Source organism: Corynebacterium sp. HMSC078H07 (assembly GCF_001812805.1).
GTDB lineage: Bacteria > Actinomycetota > Actinomycetes > Mycobacteriales > Mycobacteriaceae > Corynebacterium.
This window is the reverse complement of the sequence record NZ_KV810467.1, coordinates 44,373-65,899: the sequence shown is the minus strand read 5'-3', so window position 1 is coordinate 65,899 and position 21,527 is coordinate 44,373. Positions and strand designations below refer to the sequence as shown.

Annotated in this window: 26 protein-coding genes and 2 tRNA genes; 11 read left to right on the top strand and 17 right to left on the bottom strand. The window is 60.9% G+C overall.

Translation table 11 applies throughout. The features are described 5' to 3' along the window. Nucleotides 1-17 precede the first annotated feature (17 nt). Nucleotides 18-1,229 (top strand): aminotransferase class V-fold PLP-dependent enzyme, encoded by a 1,212-nt coding sequence (locus HMPREF2875_RS05000; protein WP_070670872.1) that lies wholly within the window; start codon nt 18-20, stop codon nt 1,227-1,229. A gap of 17 nt (nt 1,230-1,246) precedes the next feature. On the opposite strand, the gene HMPREF2875_RS04995 is transcribed toward HMPREF2875_RS05000, so the two are convergent. Further along, nucleotides 1,247-2,203 carry an NAD(P)H-quinone oxidoreductase gene (locus HMPREF2875_RS04995; RefSeq protein ID WP_070670870.1) on the bottom strand — a complete coding sequence of 319 codons (957 nt, stop codon included), beginning with the start codon at nt 2,201-2,203 and terminating at the stop codon, nt 1,247-1,249. A 15-nt stretch (nt 2,204-2,218) separates the two neighbouring features. Beyond that, nucleotides 2,219-3,115 (bottom strand): NAD(P)/FAD-dependent oxidoreductase, encoded by an 897-nt coding sequence (locus HMPREF2875_RS04990; protein ID WP_070670869.1) that lies wholly within the window; start codon nt 3,113-3,115, stop codon nt 2,219-2,221. 225 nt (nt 3,116-3,340) lie between these two features. On the opposite strand from HMPREF2875_RS04990, the gene HMPREF2875_RS04985 reads away from it, so the two are divergent. Both HMPREF2875_RS04985 and HMPREF2875_RS04980 read left to right on the top strand, forming a co-directional pair. Further along, complete coding sequence (locus HMPREF2875_RS04985; protein ID WP_070670864.1) at nt 3,341-5,062, top strand: SulP family inorganic anion transporter; 1,722 nt, start codon at nt 3,341-3,343, stop codon at nt 5,060-5,062. Between the two features lie 119 nt (nt 5,063-5,181). Next, nucleotides 5,182-5,269 (top strand) — tRNA-Ser (locus HMPREF2875_RS04980). On the opposite strand, the gene HMPREF2875_RS04975 is transcribed toward HMPREF2875_RS04980, so the two are convergent. The 5 genes from HMPREF2875_RS04975 to HMPREF2875_RS13470 form a co-directional block, all read right to left on the bottom strand. Beyond that, the gene (locus tag HMPREF2875_RS04975; RefSeq protein ID WP_083311856.1) at nt 5,248-5,568 is read right to left on the bottom strand and encodes a hypothetical protein; all 321 of its coding nucleotides are present in this window, start codon (nt 5,566-5,568) and stop codon (nt 5,248-5,250) included. The genes HMPREF2875_RS04980 and HMPREF2875_RS04975 overlap by 22 nt on opposite strands. 35 nt (nt 5,569-5,603) lie before the next feature. Continuing rightward, nucleotides 5,604-5,858, bottom strand: a complete 255-nt coding sequence (locus tag HMPREF2875_RS04970; RefSeq protein ID WP_371327555.1) for a type II toxin-antitoxin system Phd/YefM family antitoxin — start codon at nt 5,856-5,858, stop codon at nt 5,604-5,606. 57 nt (nt 5,859-5,915) lie between these two features. After that, entirely contained in the window at nt 5,916-6,671 is a 756-nt protein-coding gene (locus HMPREF2875_RS04965) for an NAD-dependent deacylase (RefSeq protein WP_070670860.1), read from the bottom strand. 4 nt (nt 6,672-6,675) lie between these two features. Further along, complete coding sequence (locus tag HMPREF2875_RS04960) at nt 6,676-7,407, bottom strand: DUF1648 domain-containing protein (RefSeq protein ID WP_070670950.1); 732 nt, start codon at nt 7,405-7,407, stop codon at nt 6,676-6,678. A 78-nt stretch (nt 7,408-7,485) separates the two neighbouring features. Continuing rightward, on the bottom strand, nt 7,486-7,626 hold the full coding sequence (locus HMPREF2875_RS13470) for a rhodanese-like domain-containing protein (protein WP_181815321.1): 141 nt from the start codon (nt 7,624-7,626) through the stop codon (nt 7,486-7,488). 254 nt (nt 7,627-7,880) lie between these two features. Here HMPREF2875_RS13470 and HMPREF2875_RS04955 point away from each other — a divergent pair, with 254 nt between their 5' ends. Next, a complete protein-coding gene (locus tag HMPREF2875_RS04955) occupies nt 7,881-8,195 on the top strand; it encodes a DUF4288 domain-containing protein (protein ID WP_070670858.1) in 315 nt (104 codons plus the stop codon). Here HMPREF2875_RS04955 and HMPREF2875_RS14130 read toward each other — a convergent pair. Next, nucleotides 8,192-8,299: a type II toxin-antitoxin system RelE family toxin gene (locus tag HMPREF2875_RS14130; RefSeq protein ID WP_343215974.1), complete on the bottom strand. Its 108-nt coding sequence runs from the start codon at nt 8,297-8,299 to the stop codon at nt 8,192-8,194. The genes HMPREF2875_RS04955 and HMPREF2875_RS14130 overlap by 4 nt on opposite strands. A 139-nt stretch (nt 8,300-8,438) precedes the next feature. After that, complete coding sequence (locus HMPREF2875_RS04945; RefSeq protein WP_246817033.1) at nt 8,439-9,521, bottom strand: ThiF family adenylyltransferase; 1,083 nt, start codon at nt 9,519-9,521, stop codon at nt 8,439-8,441. Nucleotides 9,522-9,653: 132 nt separating this feature from the next. On the opposite strand from HMPREF2875_RS04945, the gene HMPREF2875_RS04940 reads away from it, so the two are divergent. Further along, nucleotides 9,654-10,199, top strand: coding sequence for a recombinase family protein (locus HMPREF2875_RS04940; protein WP_070670857.1), 546 nt, complete (start codon nt 9,654-9,656; stop codon nt 10,197-10,199). On the opposite strand, the gene HMPREF2875_RS04935 is transcribed toward HMPREF2875_RS04940, so the two are convergent. After that, on the bottom strand, nt 10,196-10,477 hold the full coding sequence (locus HMPREF2875_RS04935; RefSeq protein ID WP_141754577.1) for a hypothetical protein: 282 nt from the start codon (nt 10,475-10,477) through the stop codon (nt 10,196-10,198). The genes HMPREF2875_RS04940 and HMPREF2875_RS04935 overlap by 4 nt on opposite strands. Nucleotides 10,478-10,592: 115 nt before the next feature. Between HMPREF2875_RS04935 and HMPREF2875_RS04930 the strand changes: the two genes are divergently transcribed. Beyond that, the gene (locus tag HMPREF2875_RS04930) at nt 10,593-10,991 is read left to right on the top strand and encodes a hypothetical protein (protein WP_070670853.1); all 399 of its coding nucleotides are present in this window, start codon (nt 10,593-10,595) and stop codon (nt 10,989-10,991) included. A 740-nt stretch (nt 10,992-11,731) separates the two neighbouring features. Continuing rightward, complete coding sequence (locus HMPREF2875_RS13910; protein ID WP_239187147.1) at nt 11,732-11,905, top strand: hypothetical protein; 174 nt, start codon at nt 11,732-11,734, stop codon at nt 11,903-11,905. Nucleotides 11,906-12,288: 383 nt separating this feature from the next. Here the strand turns inward: HMPREF2875_RS13910 and HMPREF2875_RS04920 are convergent, their stop codons facing one another. The 3 genes from HMPREF2875_RS04920 to HMPREF2875_RS04910 are packed head-to-tail and all read right to left on the bottom strand — an operon-like array spanning nt 12,289 to nt 14,316. Further along, complete coding sequence (locus HMPREF2875_RS04920) at nt 12,289-12,708, bottom strand: molybdenum cofactor biosynthesis protein MoaE (RefSeq protein ID WP_070670849.1); 420 nt, start codon at nt 12,706-12,708, stop codon at nt 12,289-12,291. Further along, nucleotides 12,698-13,168 carry a MogA/MoaB family molybdenum cofactor biosynthesis protein gene (locus tag HMPREF2875_RS04915; protein WP_070670846.1) on the bottom strand — a complete coding sequence of 157 codons (471 nt, stop codon included), beginning with the start codon at nt 13,166-13,168 and terminating at the stop codon, nt 12,698-12,700. The genes HMPREF2875_RS04920 and HMPREF2875_RS04915 overlap by 11 nt, the downstream gene beginning before the upstream one ends. Then, nucleotides 13,165-14,316, bottom strand: a complete 1,152-nt coding sequence (locus tag HMPREF2875_RS04910) for a molybdopterin molybdotransferase MoeA (protein ID WP_070670844.1) — start codon at nt 14,314-14,316, stop codon at nt 13,165-13,167. The genes HMPREF2875_RS04915 and HMPREF2875_RS04910 overlap by 4 nt, the downstream gene beginning before the upstream one ends. Nucleotides 14,317-14,356: 40 nt before the next feature. Between HMPREF2875_RS04910 and HMPREF2875_RS04905 the strand changes: the two genes are divergently transcribed. Further along, nucleotides 14,357-14,611, top strand: a complete 255-nt coding sequence (locus HMPREF2875_RS04905) for a MoaD/ThiS family protein (RefSeq protein WP_039673307.1) — start codon at nt 14,357-14,359, stop codon at nt 14,609-14,611. Here HMPREF2875_RS04905 and HMPREF2875_RS04900 read toward each other — a convergent pair. From HMPREF2875_RS04900 to HMPREF2875_RS04885, 4 genes are read right to left on the bottom strand one after another with little or no spacing between them, the layout of a single operon-like run. After that, nucleotides 14,608-14,979 (bottom strand): phage holin family protein, encoded by a 372-nt coding sequence (locus HMPREF2875_RS04900; protein WP_070670841.1) that lies wholly within the window; start codon nt 14,977-14,979, stop codon nt 14,608-14,610. The genes HMPREF2875_RS04905 and HMPREF2875_RS04900 overlap by 4 nt on opposite strands. Nucleotides 14,980-15,000: 21 nt before the next feature. Further along, nucleotides 15,001-16,059, bottom strand: a complete 1,059-nt coding sequence (gene hisC, locus HMPREF2875_RS04895) for a histidinol-phosphate transaminase (RefSeq protein WP_070670838.1) — start codon at nt 16,057-16,059, stop codon at nt 15,001-15,003. Nucleotides 16,060-16,069: 10 nt separating this feature from the next. Continuing rightward, nucleotides 16,070-17,743 (bottom strand): alpha-keto acid decarboxylase family protein, encoded by a 1,674-nt coding sequence (locus HMPREF2875_RS04890; RefSeq protein ID WP_070670835.1) that lies wholly within the window; start codon nt 17,741-17,743, stop codon nt 16,070-16,072. Nucleotides 17,744-17,769: 26 nt separating this feature from the next. Further along, nucleotides 17,770-19,167, bottom strand: a complete 1,398-nt coding sequence (locus HMPREF2875_RS04885) for an amino acid permease (protein WP_083311855.1) — start codon at nt 19,165-19,167, stop codon at nt 17,770-17,772. A 113-nt stretch (nt 19,168-19,280) separates the two neighbouring features. Here HMPREF2875_RS04885 and HMPREF2875_RS04880 point away from each other — a divergent pair, with 113 nt between their 5' ends. From HMPREF2875_RS04880 to HMPREF2875_RS04870, 3 genes are all read left to right on the top strand, one after another. Continuing rightward, nucleotides 19,281-20,435 (top strand): PucR family transcriptional regulator, encoded by a 1,155-nt coding sequence (locus tag HMPREF2875_RS04880; RefSeq protein ID WP_070670833.1) that lies wholly within the window; start codon nt 19,281-19,283, stop codon nt 20,433-20,435. Nucleotides 20,436-20,480: 45 nt separating this feature from the next. Continuing rightward, nucleotides 20,481-20,569: transfer RNA gene (locus tag HMPREF2875_RS04875), tRNA-Ser, on the top strand. A gap of 581 nt (nt 20,570-21,150) precedes the next feature. Beyond that, nucleotides 21,151-21,498: a hypothetical protein gene (locus HMPREF2875_RS04870; protein ID WP_141754576.1), complete on the top strand. Its 348-nt coding sequence runs from the start codon at nt 21,151-21,153 to the stop codon at nt 21,496-21,498. The last annotated feature ends 29 nt before the right edge of the window (nt 21,499-21,527 follow it).

Below are 21,527 nucleotides of genomic sequence, written 5' to 3'. Positions count from 1 at the left end.
TGAGAAAGGGCCGCAGCATGACGCAGCAGTATGACGTCGCCAGTGTGCGAGGTCTTTACACTGGGCTGTCCGATGGCTGGACCTACCTCAACGCGCATGCCGCGCCGCAGATTGCGGAGCGCGTGGCATCGGGTGTGGCCCGTTCCTTCCGCACGTCCGCTACGGTGAAGCCGCAGGAGGATACCGTCGGCGCGCACTCGGCTCGCCGCGCGCCGGGCGAATTGCTGGCGGATGATATGTATTCCTCCGCGCGCCGAGCCGTGGCTGATCTCACGGGTGCGACGGCAGACCGCGTTATCCTCGGCCCGTCCCTGCCGGTGCTCTACCAGTCCTTGGCGGCAGCGTTACGTCCGCTTGTACGCCGTCAGTCCTCAGTGGTGCTCTCGCGCCTCGATCCTCCGGAGCTGTCCAGGGCATTCGCGCACCTCGACGCAGACATCCGCTGGGCCCAGCCAGACCTGGGCACGGGTGAGCTGCCGGCGTTCCAGTACGCCGAGTTGGTCGATGGTTCCACGCGGTTCGTTGCCTTCCCCGCCGCGCACGAGCTGCTGGGCACGGTCACGCCGACGGCGGACATTATTGATGCGGTCCATGAGCGTTCCCGAGCCTGGGCGCTTGTCGACGTCTCCTCGATCACCCCTTACCGCCGCATCGAATTCGACTCTGTGGGCGCGGATATCCTCGGCGTAGATCTAGGCAAACTGGGCGGGCCGCAGTTGGCGGCGCTGGTCTTCCGCGATACCGCAATGTTCCGCCGCCTTGATGACCTCGTGGTGGGCCCGGTCTCGCCGGGCCTAGCCGGTGGCGTGGGGCCGCTGGCGGATCACCTCGCTGCCCTAGCCGGCGGCGAACGCGGTTCGCGCCGCGTGCGCCTGGGGCGCTCGCTCGATGCACTGTCGTCCTACATGGAGGAGCTCTGCGGTGATCTTTATAGCCTGCTGGGCACCCTGCCGGCAGTCCACATCTTGGGCGTAACAGGCGAGGCGGCTGCCGATGCCTCCGATGACCGCCTCCCGCGGCTTACCTTCGCCGTGCGCGACGTACCCGCGGACGTGATTCACCGCCGCCTCTTCGACAATGGTTTGGTGACTACCATCGCTCCGCACACCCCCTTGCTCACGGAGATGGGTGTGGACGAGGTCGGCGGCGCCGTGACAGTCTCTCTAAGCCCTTTCAGCACGTACCAGGACATCGAGCACCTGACTCGCGTCGTGGCCTCCTTGGCCTAGAACCTCAACGAGGGAGTCTAGACCTCGAGGACGAGTTTGCCCGTGACCTCGCCGGAGTCGAGGGCTTTGTGGGCTTCGGAGGCGTCGGCAAGCGCAAAAGTGCGATGCAGGTGGTGCTTGACACTGCCATCTTCCAGCCACGGCCAGACATTCTTGACGGTGTCGGCGACGATGGCAGCCTTGCCCTCCAACGAGCGGGAGCGCAGCGTGGTGCCCTGTAGGGTCAGACGTTTGCTCAGCAGGATAGCCATGTTGAGCTCGGCTTTTGTTCCGCCCTGCATGCCGATAGTGACCATGTGGCCGCCCTGCGCCAGCGCCATGAGGTTTTTCTTGAGGTACTTCGCGCCCATGATGTCGAGGATGACATCGCACTGGTTCTTCAGTTCTTCGGCGAAGTCCTGCTCGTTGTAGTTGATGAGGATGTCCGCGCCGAGTGCCTTGCAGGTCTCGAGCTTCTCATCGGAACCAGCCGTCACGGCGACGGTGGCGCCGAGCTGCTTGGCCACCTGGATGGCGAAGGTGCCGATGCCACCCGCGCCGCCGTGGATAAGGATGGTCTGGCCTTGAGTAAGACCAGCTTCCATAGCGATGTTGGACCAGACCGTGCAGGCCACCTCGATGACGGATGCGGCCTCGGCAAAGGAATAGCCGGTGGGGATGGGCAGCAGCTGGCCTTGGGGCACGGCCACGTACTCGGCGTAGCCGCCGCCGGCGAGCAGCGCGCCGACCTTGGAGCCCACCTCGACGTCGGTGGTGCCTGCGTCGACGACTTCGCCTGCGACTTCGAGGCCGATAGTTTCCGAAGCACTCGGTGGTGGCGGGTAGTGCCCGCGGGCCTGCAGCAGGTCGGCGCGGTTTACGCCGGCGGCTTTGACCTTAACGAGGACTTCGCCGTCGTGGAGTTGAGGTTTGTCGGTGTCTCCCAGCTCCAGCGAGCTCGGGTCTTCCGGATTGGTCTGAATGATGGCTTTCATGTCACACCACCGTACTTAAATCCAATCATCCTCGACGAGGAAGGCGTTGACCGTAATAGCAGCAGCATTGGCCTGGCCCATGGCCATCGCCACCTGTGCGCCTGGATTGACCACGTTGCCCACCGCCCAGACGCGCGGGTGGCTGGTGGCACCGGTGAGATCAGCCTCGATCAGGCTGCCGCCCATCGCCGGCGGCGGGCTGTGGCGCTTGAGGTTGAGGTCAGCGAGGAACTCATCGTGGGGGCGGGGAATGGGCATGTAAAACAGTGCATCGACGGCATGCTCGTCGTTTTCCAGCAGGACTTTTCCGTCCCGGAAGGCGGTGACGGGGCCGTCGATAAGCGCAATGCCCCGCCGGGTCAGATCCGCGCGCTGCTCGTCGGTGAATTCCATTCCATTGGTGAAGAAGGTGATGTCCTTCGACCACTGGCGCAGAACCGCGGCATGGTGGAAGGAGAACTCGCCGATGTAGAGCACGCCGAGCTTCTTGTCCGCCACCTCGTATCCGTGGCAGTAGGGGCAGTGGAGAACCGTATTTCCCCAGTTTTCTTGCAGGCCCGGGATAGCTGGGTGCTCGTCGTCCACGCCGCTGGCGACGATGATGGAGCGGGCAGCGACGGTCTCACCGTTGCTCAACGTGGCGGTGAGCGTGCGGTCATTATCGGTGACAGCATCCACGGTGGCGTTCACGATTTGTGCGCCATAGCTGCGCAGCTGTTCCTTGCCGCGCTCCTGGAACTCAAGGGGTGGCGTGCCCTCGAGGGCAATGACTCCATGAATTTCATGGGCGAAACGGTTGCGGGGAGTGGCGGAATCAACAATGAGCACGCTGCGGCGGGCGCGGACCATGACTAGGGCTGCCTGCAGGCCGGCCGCGCCACCGCCGATGATGAGGGTATCTACTGTCTGCATGGCCCCGAGCAAACCAGAGGAGGGTTTATATGGCAATGGTTTTCAGTAGTTTGTGGCAGGCGTCACGCCCAACCCTGACTTGGCCAAGTTAGTGCCGAAGGGTTGGGGTGTGGTGGGAATTCGTCAACATGAGGCATCGGCCAGAATCGGGAATCCGGCCGTCGAAGGAAGGCGCCTTGTGTATCCTTTGGATGTCGTTGAGCCTCTAAGGAGCAAGAAAGTAGCATGACCCACCCCTCCACCGTCTCTAAGGTGGGCATCCGATCCCGTGCCCTGCGATTCGCACCGCGCCGCTCGGACTGGTCCCGCGCGACTATCGGGCGCGACCTTTCGGCCGGCCTCATGGTGGCCCTAGTCGCACTCCCCCTGGCGCTCGGCTTCGGCGTTGCTTCTGGTGTCGGCGCGGCAGCTGGAATTACGACGGCCATCGTCGCGGGCATCCTGTCCGCAGTCTTCGGCGGTAGCAACGTCCAGGTAAGCGGCCCGACCGGCGCAATGACCGTGGTGCTCATCCCCATCGTGGCCGACCATGGTGCCGATGGGGTGCTCGTCGTTGGCGTGCTGGCGGGGCTCATGCTGCTCTTGCTGGCATTCACCGGCGCTGGCCGCGCGATGAAATACATGCCGTTGCCTGTCGTCGAAGGTTTCACAGCCGGTATTGCGGTGATCATCGCCCTCCAACAGCTACCTGCAGCACTCGGTGTTGACGTAGATGGCGAGAAAGTCCTCGGGTTGGCGTGGGACGCAATCAAAGCTTGGCTAGATGCTCCGGTATGGCAGGCGCCCGTTATGACCCTCGCGGTGGCGGCCGGAATCGTGGTTGCTGCCCGCATTCGTAGTGGCTTTCCCGCGGCGCTGGTGTTGGTAGCTGCTGCGACGGCCATCAACATGCTGGCAGACAGCGGTCTGAAGACTATCGGCTACATCCCGTCGACGTTGCCTGCCCCGCGCTGGCCGCAAATCCCGTGGGAGCACCTGGATTCCTTGCTGTTGGCAGCGGTCGCCGTCGCAGCGCTCGGAGCATTGGAATCGTTGCTGTCAGCGACGGTTGCCGACGCAATGACTGTCGGCGACCGGCACGATCCTGACCGCGAGCTCTTTGGACAGGGCGTGGCCAACGTCGTCGCGCCCCTGTTCGGCGGGATCCCCGCAACAGCCGCGATCGCCCGAACTGCTGTCAACGTGCGGGCAGGCGCAGGCACACGCCTGGCAGCGGTGTTCCATTCGCTGCTCCTGCTCGTCGCCGTACTCGTTGCGGCCCGGTGGGTGGGCGAGATCCCTCTCGCCGTGCTCGCCGGTGTGCTGATCGCCACTGCGATCCAGATGATCCACCCGCGGAACATCCGCTCGGTGATACGCGCCACCAAGGGTGACGGGGCTACCTTGCTCATCACGGCTGCCGCCACCGTCGTGTTCGACCTTGTCGTCGCCGTGCTCATCGGTCTTGTTATAGCGGGCTTCTTCGCGCTGCGCGATACCGCCCGCACGGCGGTGTTAGAGGCCGCTCCACTGGAGACAGGAGACCACCGCGACAAGGAACGCGAACTCCTCGACGAGCACATCGCCGCCTTCCGCTTGGAAGGCCCACTCTTCTTTGGCGCAGCGCACGATTTCCTCCTCGATCTCGCTGATGCTTCGTCGGTCAAGGTTGTCGTGCTCCGCATGCGCTACGTCACGACGATTGACGCCACTGGCGCCCAGATGCTCGCTGACACGATCGGGCGCCTTGAACGTCACGGCACCCGAGTCCTACTCTCAGCCACGAAGCCCGAACATGTTCCGGTGTTGCGCGAACTCGGCGTATTCGACCGGCTTGCGCACGAGAATCACGTTTTTGACGACACTCTCGACGCCATCGCCCACGCCCGACTGCATGTCTCGCGCATTCAGTATGAGGAGTCGGATGGCGCACCCGCGGCGTCGCAAAGTAATCAGCAGGACGAGTAGCACTGACGAACCTGCGGTTGTGAGGCCATTATCGGTGACGTATTGAGCCGAATTCTTTTCCCGCGGCGGAGTCTAGTACTCTGAACGTGTTGCGCGCGGTGCATGCTGACGCGTGACGAGGAGGCGTGGCAGAGCGGCCGAATGCACTGGTCTTGAAAACCAGCGTGGGGAAACTCACCGCGGGTTCAAATCCCGCCGCCTCCGCCAAATTTTTTGGGGGGGTCATTTGTAGCGGCTTTGCTCCTGTCCCATGCGGCTGTAACGAAGCTCAGAACGCATCCTGCCAGTAGGAACCCGCTGATTTGCAGGTGGGTGGCCGAGTTTCCTCCGCCGCCAGCCATGACGAGGAAAATAGAAAATGCAATCGCGACAAGGCAGTGGATGACCAACCGGCTATGCGCTCCAAGGTGGCATTGCGGCCAAGCTTTCTCGATAGCCCAGCTCACTGCTGCGAGAATGACATAAAAGACGATTCCCGCTAATGCTCCTGGAACTAGGTAGAGCATGGGGTCTTCTCCTCTCGGGGGAATAATGGTTGTGGTTAGGTGAGACCGAGTTCTTTTTTAAGGTCTTCATGTGAAATCTCTACGGACTCTCCTCGGGCACTCTCTGCGGCTTGAATATCTTCGCGATCTTCTAGTGCTTCAACTGCGCGGGCGAAAAACGAAGGAGAGACGACAAAAGCGCGAACACGGCTTCCACGACTAGTGATGGCGACGGGTGTGTGCTGTGCCTCGTCAAGAAATTGGCTTTGGGATTGGCGGAATTGGCTGGACGCCACTGACATCGTTTTCATACTGAAAATGTACATCTTGTACATTTCGGTGGGCAAGGGACGCGGGATTTCTGGTTGCTACTCGTCTTTGCCACTGATCCGCCCCGCCAGGATGCGAGGCAGCGCCTCCGCCGCGGTGGCGGTGACCACCACGCTGGCAAGCGGTGAGAGGTCCGTGGGCTGCGGGGTGACTTCCACGATGGGGATGCCGCGCGCGTGGGCAATCTGTGGCAGGCCGGCGGCGGGGTAGACCACGCCGGAGGTTCCCACGATGAGCAGCGCGTCCGCGGTGGACATGCGGCGTTCGGCCTCGGCCCATTCGTCGTTGGGCAGGGCCTCGCCGAACCACACCACGCCCGGGCGTACGAGCCCGCCGCACACGGGGCACTCGGGTGGAGTAATCGCTTCGACAGGTTCATTCGGCAGCGCGATGTCCTCGTCATAGGGTGTATCGCAGTCGGTGCAGCGGAAGGAAAAAAAGGAGCCGTGCAGGTGGACCACGTCCTGGCTACCGGCGCGCTCGTGCAGGTTATCGATGTTTTGCGTGGTCACCGTCATGCCGCGTGCGGCAGCAATCGCGCGGTGCCCGGCGTTGGGCTCGGCCCGCTGCGCCAGCCGGGCGCGCCACAGATACCAGGCGAACATCGGCTCAGGATCGTTGCGCCATGCGCTTATCGACGCCATCGCTACCGGATCCACGTTCTCCCAGATGCCCGTCTGCGCATCGCGGTACGTGGCGATGCCGCTGTCCGCGCTCATACCCGCGCCGGTGAAAACTTCGACGTGGGTGGCATCAGAAAGAATCGAGTGCGCGCGCTCAAACAGGTGCTCCATACATCTAGAGTACGGCGATGAGCACGCAGAACGCCATCGATGCGGCGAGAGCGATGCCCATGCGCCACAAGTAGCGGCGGCCCGGTTCGTGCGCGGTGTTGATCTGCAGCTTCGAAGGATTCATGGAAAAGACTGCCATGCACATGGGGTCTGTGGGTTCGTTATAGATGCCCATGCCGCCGGCAAAGCGAAGTGCTGTGTTCCGGACTTGTTCATCCTGGTCGGTGGGTATGGCTTTCACGTCCTTCGCGGATCGCAGTGTTAATCGGACGCCCTGAATCATGATGAACAGGGTGAAGCCTACCCACGCGGCCACGAGGAGAAAGCCCGAGAAGGGGATGTCCGGTACCACCGTGCAGACCGCGGTGAGGCACACGCAGGTCGTCATGGTGAGGACTGTCTGGGCGATGAACGTGGCGGTCTTTTCGGTGAGAAGCTCCGCGCGCTGTGCCGTGGCCTGCGAGAACGGAAGTGACTCACTGGCCGGAACCCGTGTTGTCTTTCGCGCCAGCGAGACCGGTGGCACGCACAACGGCAGCGCGATGGCGAACACAACGCCGATCCACACCAGGGCCGTTGCGTTGAAGAAAGACTTGGGTTCGAAGCGGTCCGGGTTGCCCGAGCCATCGAAGTGGACGGGGATGGGAGCGGGGACCGAATCCCAGCGCAGCAGCATGTACACCAGCGTGAGAGCGCACACGATAGCGGTGGCGACGTAATAGTGGCGGATCCTCATGGCAGTGAGCTTACAAGGCATGCGGATGGGGCCTTTTGCAAGATGCCATGTGGGGTGGAGGATGAGCAAAGATTTGGGCTAAGGGGTGTTGTGGTCTTGCCAGGCGTCGATGCCGCCGCGCAGTGAATAGACGTTGCTGAAGCCGCGGGCGCACAGGGCGTCGACTGCTTGCGCGGAGTAGAAGACGGTGACACCTGCAGCGGTAGCGCTATGGTGCACATCAGGGTCGTTGCGTTGAGGAAAGACTTCGGATCGAAGCGGTCGGGGATGGGACCTGGGACCGAGTCCCGGCGCTGCAATTTTACCCCTGGCGTGAGAGCATACACAGCAGTGGTGGCGACGTAATACTGGCGGGTCCGCATGGCGGTGAGCTTTCAAGGCGACGGGCTGAGTTTTCCGCGTTACATGGTCTGGGGTGAGCAGGTAGAGTCGAGTCTAAGCTGACGAAGAACCGGAAAGGACAGTAGCCGGCAATGGAACCTTATGTTGGAATTGTCGTGATGGAGCTTGCTAAAAAGTCCAATTCACCTGCCCAAAGCTTCTTCCGCGAGGACTTTTACATTGTGTATGCGGAGTCGGACGAGAAGGCCCGAGAGCGCGTCGAGTCCATGGCGAATGAGCAGGCTGATGGTGTGGACGTGAAGGTACGGCACATCGTGGATGTCGCGCCAGCTCTCTATGGTTATGTAGACCGCGATTGCGATCTTTACTCGCGGCACTTTGCGAACCTAGAGGACTATGAGCGTTTCGAGATGAAGCTCGGCGGAACTGACCCGCTGGCTGATTAATCGTAGACTTCGCGTCGGTGACCTAGGTCAACAACGGTGATCGCGACCGTGTTTTCGTATATTGGCGCGATAACGCGGTAGTCCCCGACTCGCCAGCGCCACAGACCGGATTAATCTCTCATGAGACCCTTGCCGCTCGAGCGCGGCTCTTCGAGTTCTGCCACTTTGCGAAGAAACCTGCTGACTCTCTTCTGCGTTGGCTTGTCTAACTTTCGGAAGGCCTTCGCACCGCGCGGCGTGAAGCTAATCTTCCACGCCACATTCAGCCTCTAGTTCTTCAAGAGAAATGGTCTCCAGATCGCCTCGGTGGGCGGCCGCGGCCTCGGTCTCGAGCTCGGAAATGTGTTCTTGCCAGGCGTCGATGCCGCCGCGCAGCGAGTAGACGTTGCTGAAGCCACGGGCGCGCAAGGCCTCGACGGCCTGGGCGGAGCGCAGGCCGCTGGCGCAGTAGAGGACGGCGAGGTCGGCGGGGTCGATGGGCGGGTTGTGGCCGGCGAGGATGTCATCGAGCGGGAGGTGCTGCGAGCCGGGGATGAGGGAAGCGGCGCGCTCGGGGGATGTGCGGACGTCGATAAGCGTGGCGTTCTCAGGGATCTCGCGGATATCCGTGGGGTTGTCGGGGCGTGCCGGGGTGGCGCCGTTCGCGCGCACGGGGATGTATTCCCAGGTCCCGGCGAGGGAATCGTAGTAGCCCAGCGTGCCGATGAGCGGGGTGCCGATGCCCGTGAGGAGCTTAAGCGCCTCCACCGCCAAGGCGGAGCCGGCCACGCCGACGACTGGGCCCATCACGCCGGCCTGCGAGCAGGAGGGTACCTGCGGGTCGGTGGGGAAGAGATCCTCGTAGACCGGGCCGTGGCCGGAGTGGAAGACCGTGAGCTGTGCGTCGTACCCCAGAAGCGAGGCCCACACGTGCGGAATGCCCAGCTCATGGGCGGCCCAGGAGGCCAGGTGGCGGGAGTAGAAGTTATCGGTGCCGTCGATGATGAGGTCAGCGCCGTGCAGTTGCTCCAAGGCGGTATCAGGCGTGAGGCGCGAGAATTGCTCGACGGTGCACTCGGGGTTGAGGGCGTTCAAGGCCGCGGCGGCGGAATCGGTTTTGGGCTGGCCTACGGTTGCTGTGCTGTGGATGACCTGGCGGTGGAGGTTGGAGAGGGAAACGGTGTCGTCGTCGAAAAGCAGGATGCGCCCCACGCCCGCGCCTGCCAGGTAGAGCAGGGCAGGCGAGCCCAGGCCGCCGGCGCCGATGACGGCGACTGTGGAAGCGCGAAGCCGTTGCTGTGTGGAGGTGCCCCACAGAGTTTCTTGGCGTGCGTAGCGTGAACTCATTCTGAAGTGCTCCGACCTTTTCCTGGGTTTGCCTTGATTCCTACTATTGTCCTGTGACGGGTCTGATTCCAAAATTCGGTCTCAACCTCGGTTGGTGTTCGATGCCCTAAACTCTGGTGGAGTGTCTCCACGGTGATACAAAACGACAACCGGCAACACGAACAACTCCACGCCTCAGGAACCATTGACCGCATCTTTGAGGACAAGATTTCCGGACGCACCCGCGCCCTGCGCCCAGGGCTTACCGAGTACATGACCTACCTGCGCGACGGGGACGAACTCGTTGTCTCATCCATTGACCGTCTCACCCGCTCGCTGACAGATCTGCGCGCCCTGGTGGACGGACTCACCGACAAAGGCGTAACCGCGACCTTTCTGCACGAGCATCTCTCGTTCTCGAAGGACAACAGCGACCCACGCGCAGATTTGATGCTGGGAATTTTGGGGTCGTTTGCCGAGTTTGAACGCGCAATCATCCGTGAGCGCCAGGCCGAAGGTATCGCCTTGGCGAAAAAGGCCGGCAAGTACACAAGCCGCAAGCGCGCCCTGACACCCGAGCAAGTCGTAGACGCGCGGAAGCGTATCGCGGCGGGGGAGCTGAAAGCATTGGTGGCTCGCGCCTTCGGGATTACCCGCCCCGCCCTCTACCGAGTACTAGAAGATAGTGCTGAGCGTTAGCGGCGGGGCAGGGGCGGGCGCTGCGGAAGCTGCCAGCACTGGGCGTGGGTGGCGTTGAAGAATTGGGCCTGGTCAAGAATCTGGCGCCCGAGCTGTGCAGCGTTGCCGTCAAGGAGTATGTTAAACAGCATTCCTGTGGCGGTGGCGCCGGCTAAGGCCGCGTGAGCGTTCGGATTGACCAGGCCGACAAGTTCAAGCAATGAGGACAGTTTGTAGGACGGCACATCGACAAGCTGCTTAGCTAGTGCGACAGTGTCGACGATAAATAAATGCCTCACATAGGAAGCAATTTACAGCCTCCCCTGCCGCTAGGTGGGGAGATAGAATCTCACGTGACAAATCCTGACGGTATACAGGACGTTGACAAGCTTTATCTGTTTGGAAAGGATTACAATGCGTATGTTTTTTGCTTTAGACACTTTTTTCGTGGCCGATCAGTGTGTTGTGGAATCGGCATATAAAACGTATTCGCAAGTAGTGCGTAAAGCAGCGCGCCTGCCTGGAGTCGACGTACTTTTTATTTGCTCCGAACCAGTTGAAGTGGATTCCGAAGAGATGAAAAGAGATCTCATTACTCAGTTCAGGGTTGAAAGGCCCAACGAGGATTTTGAGAGTTTACGGTTATACCTTTGCGAATCAATCGTTTCTGCTGAACAAGAGCTTTTTACAAAGGCTGAGGGGTCTTTAGCGTCATTTTTTCTAATGGATGAGGAATATGCAAAGGCTGATGTTTTTCCTAGTAGTGTTGGAGTAAGGGAGTTTATTTCTTCGCCGGTTTCTACAGGTAAATAGAGTGAGGCGCTCCACTTACGCGGAGCGCCGGGTAATAAATAAGGAAAGGATTGGCTAGGGAAATTACGAAAAATCGTTGATATAGAATCTTCCTCGATAAGTTTCCTTGTCGTCGCCGATGATGTGATTAAAAGCTGCCCCCTCTAAATCCTCCTCCCCCTCCCGGAAAGTATCCAGAAGGATGTTGGCCGACCCCTCTGCAATGGCGCTTGTAATGCCCGTTGGGAACGTATTTATTAGCATATTTCTTGGCGTCATTCAATGTTGACGCATTGCCATATACGTGACCGACTATATCTCCCCCTAGTCCAATTTTGATGACCTGGCATTGAGCTGTGACAGTGGCTGCCGAAGCAGACGGTACTGCAACTGAAACGGCCCCTAGGGCAACAAGCGCAGCTGCTGCAGCTCGGCCCCCTTTTTTGTAAATTAAGCTTCAAATCAAGCCCCTTAAATAAACTGCGAAACCTACATGCCGCCCCAGGCTGTTAGCTCTATAGCGCAAAACGTGAAGAGCCGGTTTATCAAGTCATATGCTACGATCCCGCAGGAGCAGTTTGCCGACTTACGGGTGAATCTTTTGCATACCGTGCGATTGTTGAGCCGAAACCTCGTAAAAACGCTTCAGAGCCACGCGGAATTACAACTATGTATCCCGTTCACAATACAGGCACTCATGGACCGAGCGACAAGGCGCCCAGCTGGTTTAGTACAGATGTTCCCACTTTGGACTTATGGAAATGGCAGTAGACCCAGAGCATCATTTTGATCTAAAGGCCGCAGCGCTCTCTTTGGCGGAAATCCTTAATAAGGATGCTTTGAGTGAAAAAGGTTTAGGGATGAAGCTGCCATTTCATCACCGAAGTTTCATGGCACCGCCGCTTGGATCGATAACTTTTTATATATTATTTTGAAAGTAGAGACACTTAACGGGTCAGCCTTTGTTGGGTTTGAAACCATTTTCTACCCTGAGGGAACTTTTCAAGAATACTCGGTTGAGTATGAAAATGTCCATGACTTGTGGGCGTATGAAATTGCTGGAGATTCATTTCTTAAAGAACTCGACTTTGAGGATTCAGATCGTATCACTTGGCTGAAAAAAGATAGGAATAGTTTCGTTCCCTCTACATGGAACGATTTGCTCGATTCTAACAATGCTTCGAATGGAATATGGATCCAGGATTAAAAGGTTTCCCTTTCGACTCTTGTTGCAATGAAACTTGACCATTAACTGTCCCACTTGACCGTGAATCAGGCATCTAAGCCCAAACCGAATACTGACAGTGCATACAACTGTTCATTCCAGGCCGACCCACGTGGTGGTGTCATCGGTGTGAAGCTGCTCTTTCCAGATGGGGACTTCCGCCTTGACGCGGTCGGCGCAGGTAGAGGCTGCCTCGAAGGCGTCCTTGCGGTGTGCGGAGGCAGCGGCGACGATGAAGGCGGATTCGCCGATTTCTAGTGGACCAGTACGGTGCGCGCACCAGAGGCGCACGGCGGGGAAGGAAGCAGCGACTTCAGCGGCGACGCGCTCGATTTCTTGTTGGGCGCTAGGATGCGCGGTGTAGGTCAGGAGTTTGACCCCGCGGCCGGAGTCGTGGTTGCGCACGATGCCGTCGAATAAAACGACGGCGCCGGTTTCAGCGGTGGCGATGTCCGGGGCGGAGATGGGCTCAGCGCTGATGCGGGCGCCGAGTAAGCCGAAGTTAGTGCTCATGAAGGCCTTCCAACTGGTTGATGATGTGGTTAAGCACCGGTTCGAGGACCGCGCAGCCGTCTTTGGCAGCACCCGTGGAGCCGGGCAGGGCCATGGCGAAGGTTTTGTGCGATACGCCAGCAACGGTACGCGAGAGCGCCGCGGTGGGAATGGCGGCCGAGTGCGCGTAGAAGGCATGGGCCAGGCCGGGCAGTTCGCGCTCGAGGTGTGGGGTGAGCGCTTCGACGGTGCGGTCATCCGGTGTGATGCCGGTGCCGCCGGAAGTGAGGATGACCGAGGGGGCATCGGCGAAGGCAGTGGCCAAGGCGGAGTCGATGTCGGCGTCTGCGACGACGACAGGCTCCGGGGTATCGAAGCCCTGCTCACGCAGGAAGTTCACCAAGATGGGGCCGGAACGGTCCTCGTACTCGCCGGCGGCGGCGCGGGTGGAGGCAACGATAACGAGTGCGTGTCGGGTCATGAGAGCGGGAACACCTCCACGAGGTCGCCGGCTGAAAGCCGTGTGTTCGCCGGGATGCGGATGAGGGCAGTAGCACCGATGGCCTGGGACATCAGGTGGGAGCTGGTGCCGCCCAGGAAGGAGGCTGTTGCTGAGCCATCGGAAATACTGATAGTTCCACGGCGGAACTGCTCGCGGTTGTTGAGTCCGTCTGCGGGTTCAGTGAGGTGTGCACGGACCGGTTCCGGGGCATGGCCAAGGACGGGTGCCAAATAGAGGCAGAAGCTCACCAGCGTGGAGATGGGGTTGCCGGGAAAGCAGACCACGGGGACGTCGCCAAGGCGGGACAGGCCCTGTGGGCCGCCGGGCTGCTGGGTCACATGACCGAACCAGCCATCCTCTTCAAAGATTTGGCGGATGACCTCGAATTTTCCGTGGGAGATGCCGCCGGAGGTGACGATGACATCGGGGCGGTGGGTAATGACTGCTTCGGCGAGGTCGGAGCGAAGAGTATCGGGATCGTCGTTCGTGTGCACGAAGCCAGCCACGTCGATGCCAAACTGCGCTGCCAGGGCCGCGAGCATCGGCGCATTGGAATCGGGGATGGTGGCCTCGCCGTCGCCACCTATTTCAGCGCCACCGGTACAGATGAGGATGCGGGCGGGCGCGAAGGTGAGGACCTCGGTCAGGCCCTGGGAGGCGAGGGTGGCGATGGAGGGGGCGTCGAGAAGCGCGTGCTCTGTGACGAGAGTGGTGCCGGCTGTGACATCGGAGCCCGCGCGGCGAATGAACTGCTCAGGAGCTGCCGGCACCGTGACGGTAGCGCCTTCCTCCGGGAAGCGCGGGGGCTCGCAGTGCTCGACGGGGACGATGGTCGCGGTGCCCTCAGGGACTTTCGCTCCGGTCATGATGGGAAGGGCGGTGCCTTGCTCGAGCGAGCCCGGGGGATCACCCGCCGCGATAGTGCGGCCGACGGTGAAGGTGCCGCCGTCACATGTGGGAAGCGCATAGCCATCCATCTGCGAATTATCGAAAGGCGGAAGGTCCTGCTCCGCATGGTACGTCGCGGCGGCGCGGCGGCCGAAGGCGCTGGTTAGGGGAGTGGAGACCGCGCGAGGCTGCGGAAGAGCCGCGCGAACGGCGGCGAGGTGCTCCTCATAGGTGCGCATCAGATTCCTTCCTGTCACGGAGGCTGGCATAGTGGCAACCATGGTTGACATACACTACTTTGCCGCAGCCCGCGCCGCCGCAGGGCGCGCGCAGGACACAGCGCAGGCAGCGACGCTGGGGGAGTTGCTGGACGTGTTGCGTGCTCGACACACCGGCAGCACCGAGGCCGGCATGAGCTTCGCGGAGGTGCTCGAGCGCTGCACCTTCCTGGTGGATGGCGCGAGCGCTACAGAGGACGCCGTGCTTTCCGACGCCTCCCGCGTCGACGTCCTCCCACCCTTTGCTGGGGGTTAGTTTCGGCTGCGCAGGGGACTAGTAAAGAAGTTCACCACGCCGGAAACGATCGCGAGAACAATCGCGCCGATGATGGCAGCACCCCAGCCGTCGATGACGAGTGAGTCCATCAGCGCGCTGACGAGGAGCAGAACCGCGCCGTTGATGACGAGCGCGAACAGTCCCAGTGTCAGGCAGGTCAGCGGGGCGCCGAGGAAGCGGAGCACCGGGGTGACGACCTCATTGACGATGATGAAGACCGCCGCGATGAGCAGGAAATTCTTGGTGCTAGCGGGGACGATGTCGATTCCGGGGACAATCGCCACCACGGCCCAGAAGGCCACCGCGACGGCAATGACGTTGAGTGCAAAATTGATAAATGTCTTCACAACTGCACTCTAGCGCGGAAACTACTCCTCTGCAGCGAAGGCAGCGTCCCACGCCTTAAGCAGGATGTCGGTTTCCTCCGCCGTGGTGACGGTTACGCGCACTCCCTCGGGAAAGGCGCGGACGAGGACGTCCTTCTCCGCGAGCTGTGCAGCGACTTCCTGCGGGGATCCCAACTTCGCAATGGAGTCTGCGGCGAACCAGATGTGGTTGGCCTGGGATTCCGGAACGCCAAAGTCCGCGAAGTGCTCCACTAGGCGGTCACGCTGCTCCACGGTTTCGTCGGTGCGCTCACGCAGCTCCTTCTGGGCGGCCAACGAAGCCACAGCGCCAGCTTGTGCCACCGAGTTCACGGAGAACGGGATGGACACCTTGCTCAGCGCCTCGATGATCTCGGCGTTGCCGAAGGCATAGCCCAAGCGGACACCGGCCAGGCCATAGGCCTTGGAGAAGGTGCGCAGGCCAATGACATTGTCGTGAGTGTGGACATAGTCGGTGGCCAGCGGGACGGCGTCGTTGCGGTTGTACTCGATGTAGGCCTCATCGAGCGCCACGATGACGTCCTTCGGGACCTTGGCCAGGAAGGCGTCGAATTCTTCCTTGGTGATGATGGAGCCGGTGGGGTTATTCGGGTTGCACACGAAGATCAGGCGGGTCTTGTCCGTGATGGCCGCCGCCATGGCCTCCAAGTCGACGCGGTGATCTGCGGTGAGCGGGATCTTGACCGGGGTAGCGCCCACGACTTGCGCGAAGATGGGATAAGCCTCGAAGGAGCGCCAGGGGAAGACAATCTCATCACCGGGCACCGAGGTGATCTGCACCAACTGCTGGCAGATGGCAGAAGAACCCGCACCCGTGGTGACCTGCTCCGGAGTGACGCCAAGGTTTTCTGCCAGCGCCTTGCGGATTTCCACCGCGCCCATATCCGGGTAGCGGTTAACGTGCGCGGCAGCTACCTCCATGGCCTTGAGCGCGCCGGGCAGCGGCTCCTGAGTTGCCTCGTTGGAAGAAAGCTTCAGGGCGTGCTCGGCATTCTTACCGGGGACGTAGACGGGCAGGGAGGAAAGGTCTGGTCGAATCATGTTCTCCACCTTAGGCGTTGCGCGGGCCGCGGGGCCCGAAGTCGAAATCAGCGGTCTGCGGGCCGAAGGCCTGAAGTCCCTTCGGTGCATCGAAAGGATCGAGGCGCACCTCAAGGAAGGCGCCGCGCTCTGGATGAGCGGCGATGTCCTCCAGGGCCTTCGACAATTCGCCTTCGGTCGAGGCCACGTAGGACTCCATCGTGGTGTCCTTCATGAAGGCCTTCGGCAGTGCCGTGTAATCCCACATCTGGATCTCGTTGTATTCGCGCTCCATGCCCAGGATGAAGCGCTCGATGGTGTAGCCATCGTTGTTGACCAGCACGATGATGGGCTTCAAGTCCTGGCGCAGGATGGTGGAGAGCTCTTGGGCGGTGAGCTGGAAGGAACCATCACCAATGAAGAGGACGTGGCGGCGCTCCGGGGTAGCCAGCTGCGAGCCGAGCACGCACGGCAGGGTAAAGCCGATGGAACCCCAAATGGTGGAGTTAATGTACTGCACGCCCTCGGGCATGCGCTGTTGGCCCAGACCGATATTGGAGGTGCCAGCCTCGGCGATGACCACGTCATCTTCCTGGATGAAGCCGAGCATCTGCGGCCAGATGCGCTCCTGGGTCAGCGGGGCATCCGGGTTCGGCTCGAAGGGCTCGGGCTCGAAAGCCGTGCTTGCCGACGTCTCCGCTGCCGGAATGCGCTCCAAGAGGACGTCGAGAAGCTCCAGCGTATTGATGCCCACGAAGAACTTGCCATCGGCGTTGACGTGCTGGTCACCGAAGTTGTAGACGCGGGCCTCAGCCAGGTTGTGGGTGAAGGAACCGGAGTTGACTTCGATGAAGCGCGGGTTCGTGGTGACCAGGAAGTCGGACTTTTCAATGCGCTCCTGCACGCCCGGCGCCGATGCCGCGCCGTTGTAGGTTCCGATGAACAGCGGGTGGCGCTCAGACAAGATGGCCTTGCCGGAGGAGAGCTGGGAGTAGGGCAGCTGGGCCTTGTCGATGATGGCGCGGAACTTCTCCGTGAAACCGTGGCGGTTGGTGTCCTGGTCGATGAGGATGATCGGGTCCTTGGCCTTCGCGAGGTGCTCCAGCACGTAGTCCGCAGCGGCGTTGAGGCGCTCGGGATCGGAGGGTGCGAGCTCGGTGGAGAAAGGCTCGTCGGGGACCTCGATGGTCAGGTGCGTGATATCGGACGGGATCTGAATGTGGACCGGGCGCTTTTCGCGCAGGCAGGTGTGCAGGGCGCGGTCGAATTCCTCGACCACGTTCATCGGCGACACACGCGTGGCAACTTCCGTGAACGGTGCGATGGAGTCGAGCATGTTGGCAAAGTCGCCGTCGGCAAGCGAGTGGTGCAGGTTCCAGCGGAACTCCGTGGCGTACTGCGGCGGCGCGCCCGCTAGTGACACCAGCGGGACGTGCTCGGCGCGGGCACCGGCGATGCCGTTGAGGGCGGAGAGCTCGCCCACGCCATACGTGGTGAGCAGGCAACCCACACCTTTCTGGCGGGCGTAGCCGTCGGCAGCATAGGCGGCGTTGAGCTCGTTGCAAGCGCCGACGAAGCGGATGCCCTCAGCGGCCTCAATCTGCTCGAGGAAGCTCAAGTTGAAGTCACCGGGCACGCCGATGATTTCAGAAATACCGATGGCTTTCAGCCGGTCAATGATGAAATCACCAATGGTGGTCTGCATAGGGGAGGAGTCCTTTTCTTCTTTAGTTACTTAGTGCGGGCGTCGTGGCGCTTCTTGCCCAGCCAGATGAGGGCCAAGGTCACAATCCAACAGGGTAGGACAATCGCGCCGGTACGGTAGTCCGGCAGCATGAACATCAAAGCGATGACGAGAGCGAAGAAGGCCAAGCACAGGTAGTTGGCAATGGGGTAAAGGGGCGCGCGGAAAGCGGCGTTCGGGCAGCGCTTGCGGAAGTTCAGGTGGGCCACGGCGATAGCGGACCAAGAGATGAGCTCCGCGCCGACGATGATGGCGAGGAGAACAATCAGGATCTTGCCCTCGAAGAGGAAGTTGAGCAGCACGGCCGAGCCCATGAGCAGGGCGTTGAAGAGGAGGGCGCGGACAGGCACGCCCTTGGCATTGACGGAATCAAAGAAGGGCGGGGCCTGGCCGCCGCGGGAAAGATCGCGCAACATGCGCGCGCCGGAGAAGGTCATGGTGTTGAACACGGAGACAGCCGCGACCAGCACGATGAGGTTGAGGCCCGTGGCGGCGGCAGTAATACCCAGGGTGCTCAGGGCGCGGACAAAGGGCGAGGTGGAGGTGTCGAGTTCGTTCCATGGGGCGAGCAGCACGATGATGCCGATGCCGCCGATGTAGAAGATGAGAATGCGCCAGATGACGTTGTTGATGGCCTTGGGCAGGCTCTTGGCGGGATCCTGGGCCTCGCCCGCGGCAGTACCAATGGAGATGATGCCGCCGAAGGAGAAAATCACCGCGACGAGGGAGAAGAGCACACCGGCGATACCATTCGGGAAGAAACCGCCGTGCTCGGTGATATTGCTTAGCCCAAGGGCAGGCTCCGGGGTGAGGCCAAAGACGATTGCCGCGCCAACGACGATCATGAGGATGAGCGCGGCGACCTTGATGAGGGAGAGCCAGAACTCCGCCTCGGCGAAGGCGCCGACGTGCACCAAGTTGATGGCGGTGACGATGACGAGCGCGACGAGAGCCGTGAGCCAATGCGGGATGCCGGGGAACCAGAAATCCATGATGGTGCCTGCGGCGGTGAGTTCCACCATGCCGACGACGATGGTGGTAAACCACCAGTTCCAGCCGGTGACAAAGCCAGCGATGGGCCCGATGTATTCGCGGGCGTAGGCGCTAAAAGAGCCAGCGACGGGGTGCTCCACGGCCATCTCACCGAGCATGCGCATGATGAGGAAGATGATGAAGCCGCCGATGGCGTAGGCGGCGATAACACCGGGACCGGCCTCCTGGATGGAGGCGCCGGAGCCCAAGAAGAGGCCCGTGCCGATGCACGAGCCAAAAGCGATCATCTGCAGGTGGCGCGATTTCATGCCGCGCTGCAGGCCGTCGTCTGCACTGGTGTTGTCGCTGGCGACAACGTCCTGTGCCCTGACGGATTTGTTGGTTGTGGTCATGTAGACGCCCTTCGTGAACGTATATCTGTGACGTGAGTCATTGAACTGTAGGAGATTATGGCGCACCACAGTTTTGTTTGTCACTAGACAATATTCGGAAGTATCTTTGACATATGTCAAAAGTGACACCCCCGCAGCTGACGAGCATCCAGGATATCGTCGACGAATGCGCCCAGATCCTGCAGCGCTCCGTTGAGGTGACTACCCCCGCCATCGCGGTGATTGCGGCTAGTGCGCAAATCGGTGCCATCGATAAGAACAGGGCTGCCTCCATTCTCAACCGCACCCCGCCCCCGGAACCCATCCCGTGGATGCTCAGCTTCGGCATTCAGGAGGCGACCCTACCGGTGCGCCTGCCTGCTAATCCGCGCTATGACATGCTGCCCCGCGTGGTCATTCCCCTGCGTCACGAGGACGGGCTGGTGGGTTACCTGTGGATCATCGATGAGCCCGCGCTGGGCGACGCCCCCTTGGCCCGCCTGGACTCGTTGCTTGCGCCCCTGGCCAGGCTTATCGACGAACGCGATGCTCCCCTCGCCGCCCGCGCCCAACAGCTCGGCGAGTTGGCCCGCGAGGTGCTCACCGGCGATCCGGCCGCGCTGGCGGGTGCCCGGGAGCGCGATCTCCTGCCTAACGATGGTGAGCTGACGGTGCACCGCGTGCTGGTGGAGGGAGATCAGCGCGCGGTGGCCGTGGAACTTGCCCGCCCGCTGGCCCGCCGACCTTTCTTGGTGGCGGATTCTCACGATTCCCTCGTGCTCATTGAGTGCCGCCGCGATGACAAGGACACCGAGGCCCTCATGGAGGAGCTTCAGAGTGCCGCGCTCGTCGCCGGCGCTGAGGTAGTCGCCCGCGGATCGGCGCCGACGGCCCCGCAGGCGCGGCTCATGGCGGACGTGGCCAAACTCTGCGGCCAGGATTCGCTGCGCTGGGAGGAGGCCGGCGCGTGGCGGCTGCTGCGCGGGTGGGAGCTGACCCCGGCAACGGTGGTGGAGATGAGCCCCGATGCCGCCGTGCTTCTCGACGACCCCCGCAACTCCTACTGGCAGACCCTGTTGACCTATTTTGAGCATTCCCGCAACGTCTCTGCGACCGCCGCTGCACTCTACATTCACCGCGCCACGCTGCACTATCGCCTAGACCGCGTCCGCGAGACTCTCGGGCCCGGCGTGCTGGATGATGGCTGGCGCTGCGCGGCGCTCTACGTTGCCCTTAAGCTGCATGCGGCGCTTCAGGGAAAGAATAGGGAAGCCCCATTTTGTCCCTAGGGGAAGCGCTCAGGTAGAGTGATGGACGATTCATTGCGAATCGCTGGAGACGTGCCAGAGCGGCCGAATGGGGCTCCCTGCTAAGGAGTTGACTTACTTGCGTAGGTCCGGAGGTTCAAATCCTCTCGTCTCCGCAAACTACAGAACCCGAGTCATCGTTTCATCGGTGGCTCGGGATTCTACGTTTTCGGAGCCGAGGCCGACATTCAGGCTAAAGGCGACATTCACGGTAGATAAGGGCCAGAAACTTGGGATTTTTTAGCCACTATCTACCGTGAATGACAGTGACAGGTGTGCGCGACCCAGGGCTGTGGGCTGGAGCCCGAATATCGGGTTGCCGCAACGTCACGGATATTACGCGGGACAGGGAACTGTGCGGGCCGAGAATGTGCCCCGTATGCGGACTTTGAACACGATAGCTGAGACCTAGTTCCGACCTCAGCTGTTGTTCATAGGTTGAGATAAACTCCTAGAACTGCTCCTGAATGCGTTAGAAGCGGCAGAGCTGCGCCTCGCACGGGCTTATTTTCAGCAGCCGTCACTTCGGTGCGGACGAGTCGCAGACACTCTCGTCTCCGCAAACTACAGAACCCGAGTCATCGTTTCACCGGTGGCTCGGGATTTTGCGTTTCCAGTCGCTTCGAATGCCGGCAGCCCGTGAGCAGAGAACTTAGAATGAAGGCACTGAGCTTAATCTGTGCTGGCTGGGAGCGTCATGGAGTTACTAAAAGAGCCAATTTGGGATGTGGAAAGTAACGCGAACATCGATCCCGATGAGAGCTTTGTTCGAATTAGGCTGCATGAAGATTGCGTTGTAGCTGAATTTACTATTGCCGAGCTGTGTAGTTTCTTTGGAATTGACGGTTTCGATTGCCTGCAGCGACAATTCAAGGCTTGGTATGACTTGAACGCTTTCGCGTGGGATTCAAAAGGTAAGGTCCATTGTGAGCAAATCCCTTTCTCCGAATATTTTGCTCTTTCCAAAATTCATGAGTGCTATTCCCCGCAGCCACTTCCCGAAGCAACGAACGGCATAGTGAGATGGGGGATGAAAAAGAAGTAAATATCGGACGAATGTGCTTGATGGCGAAA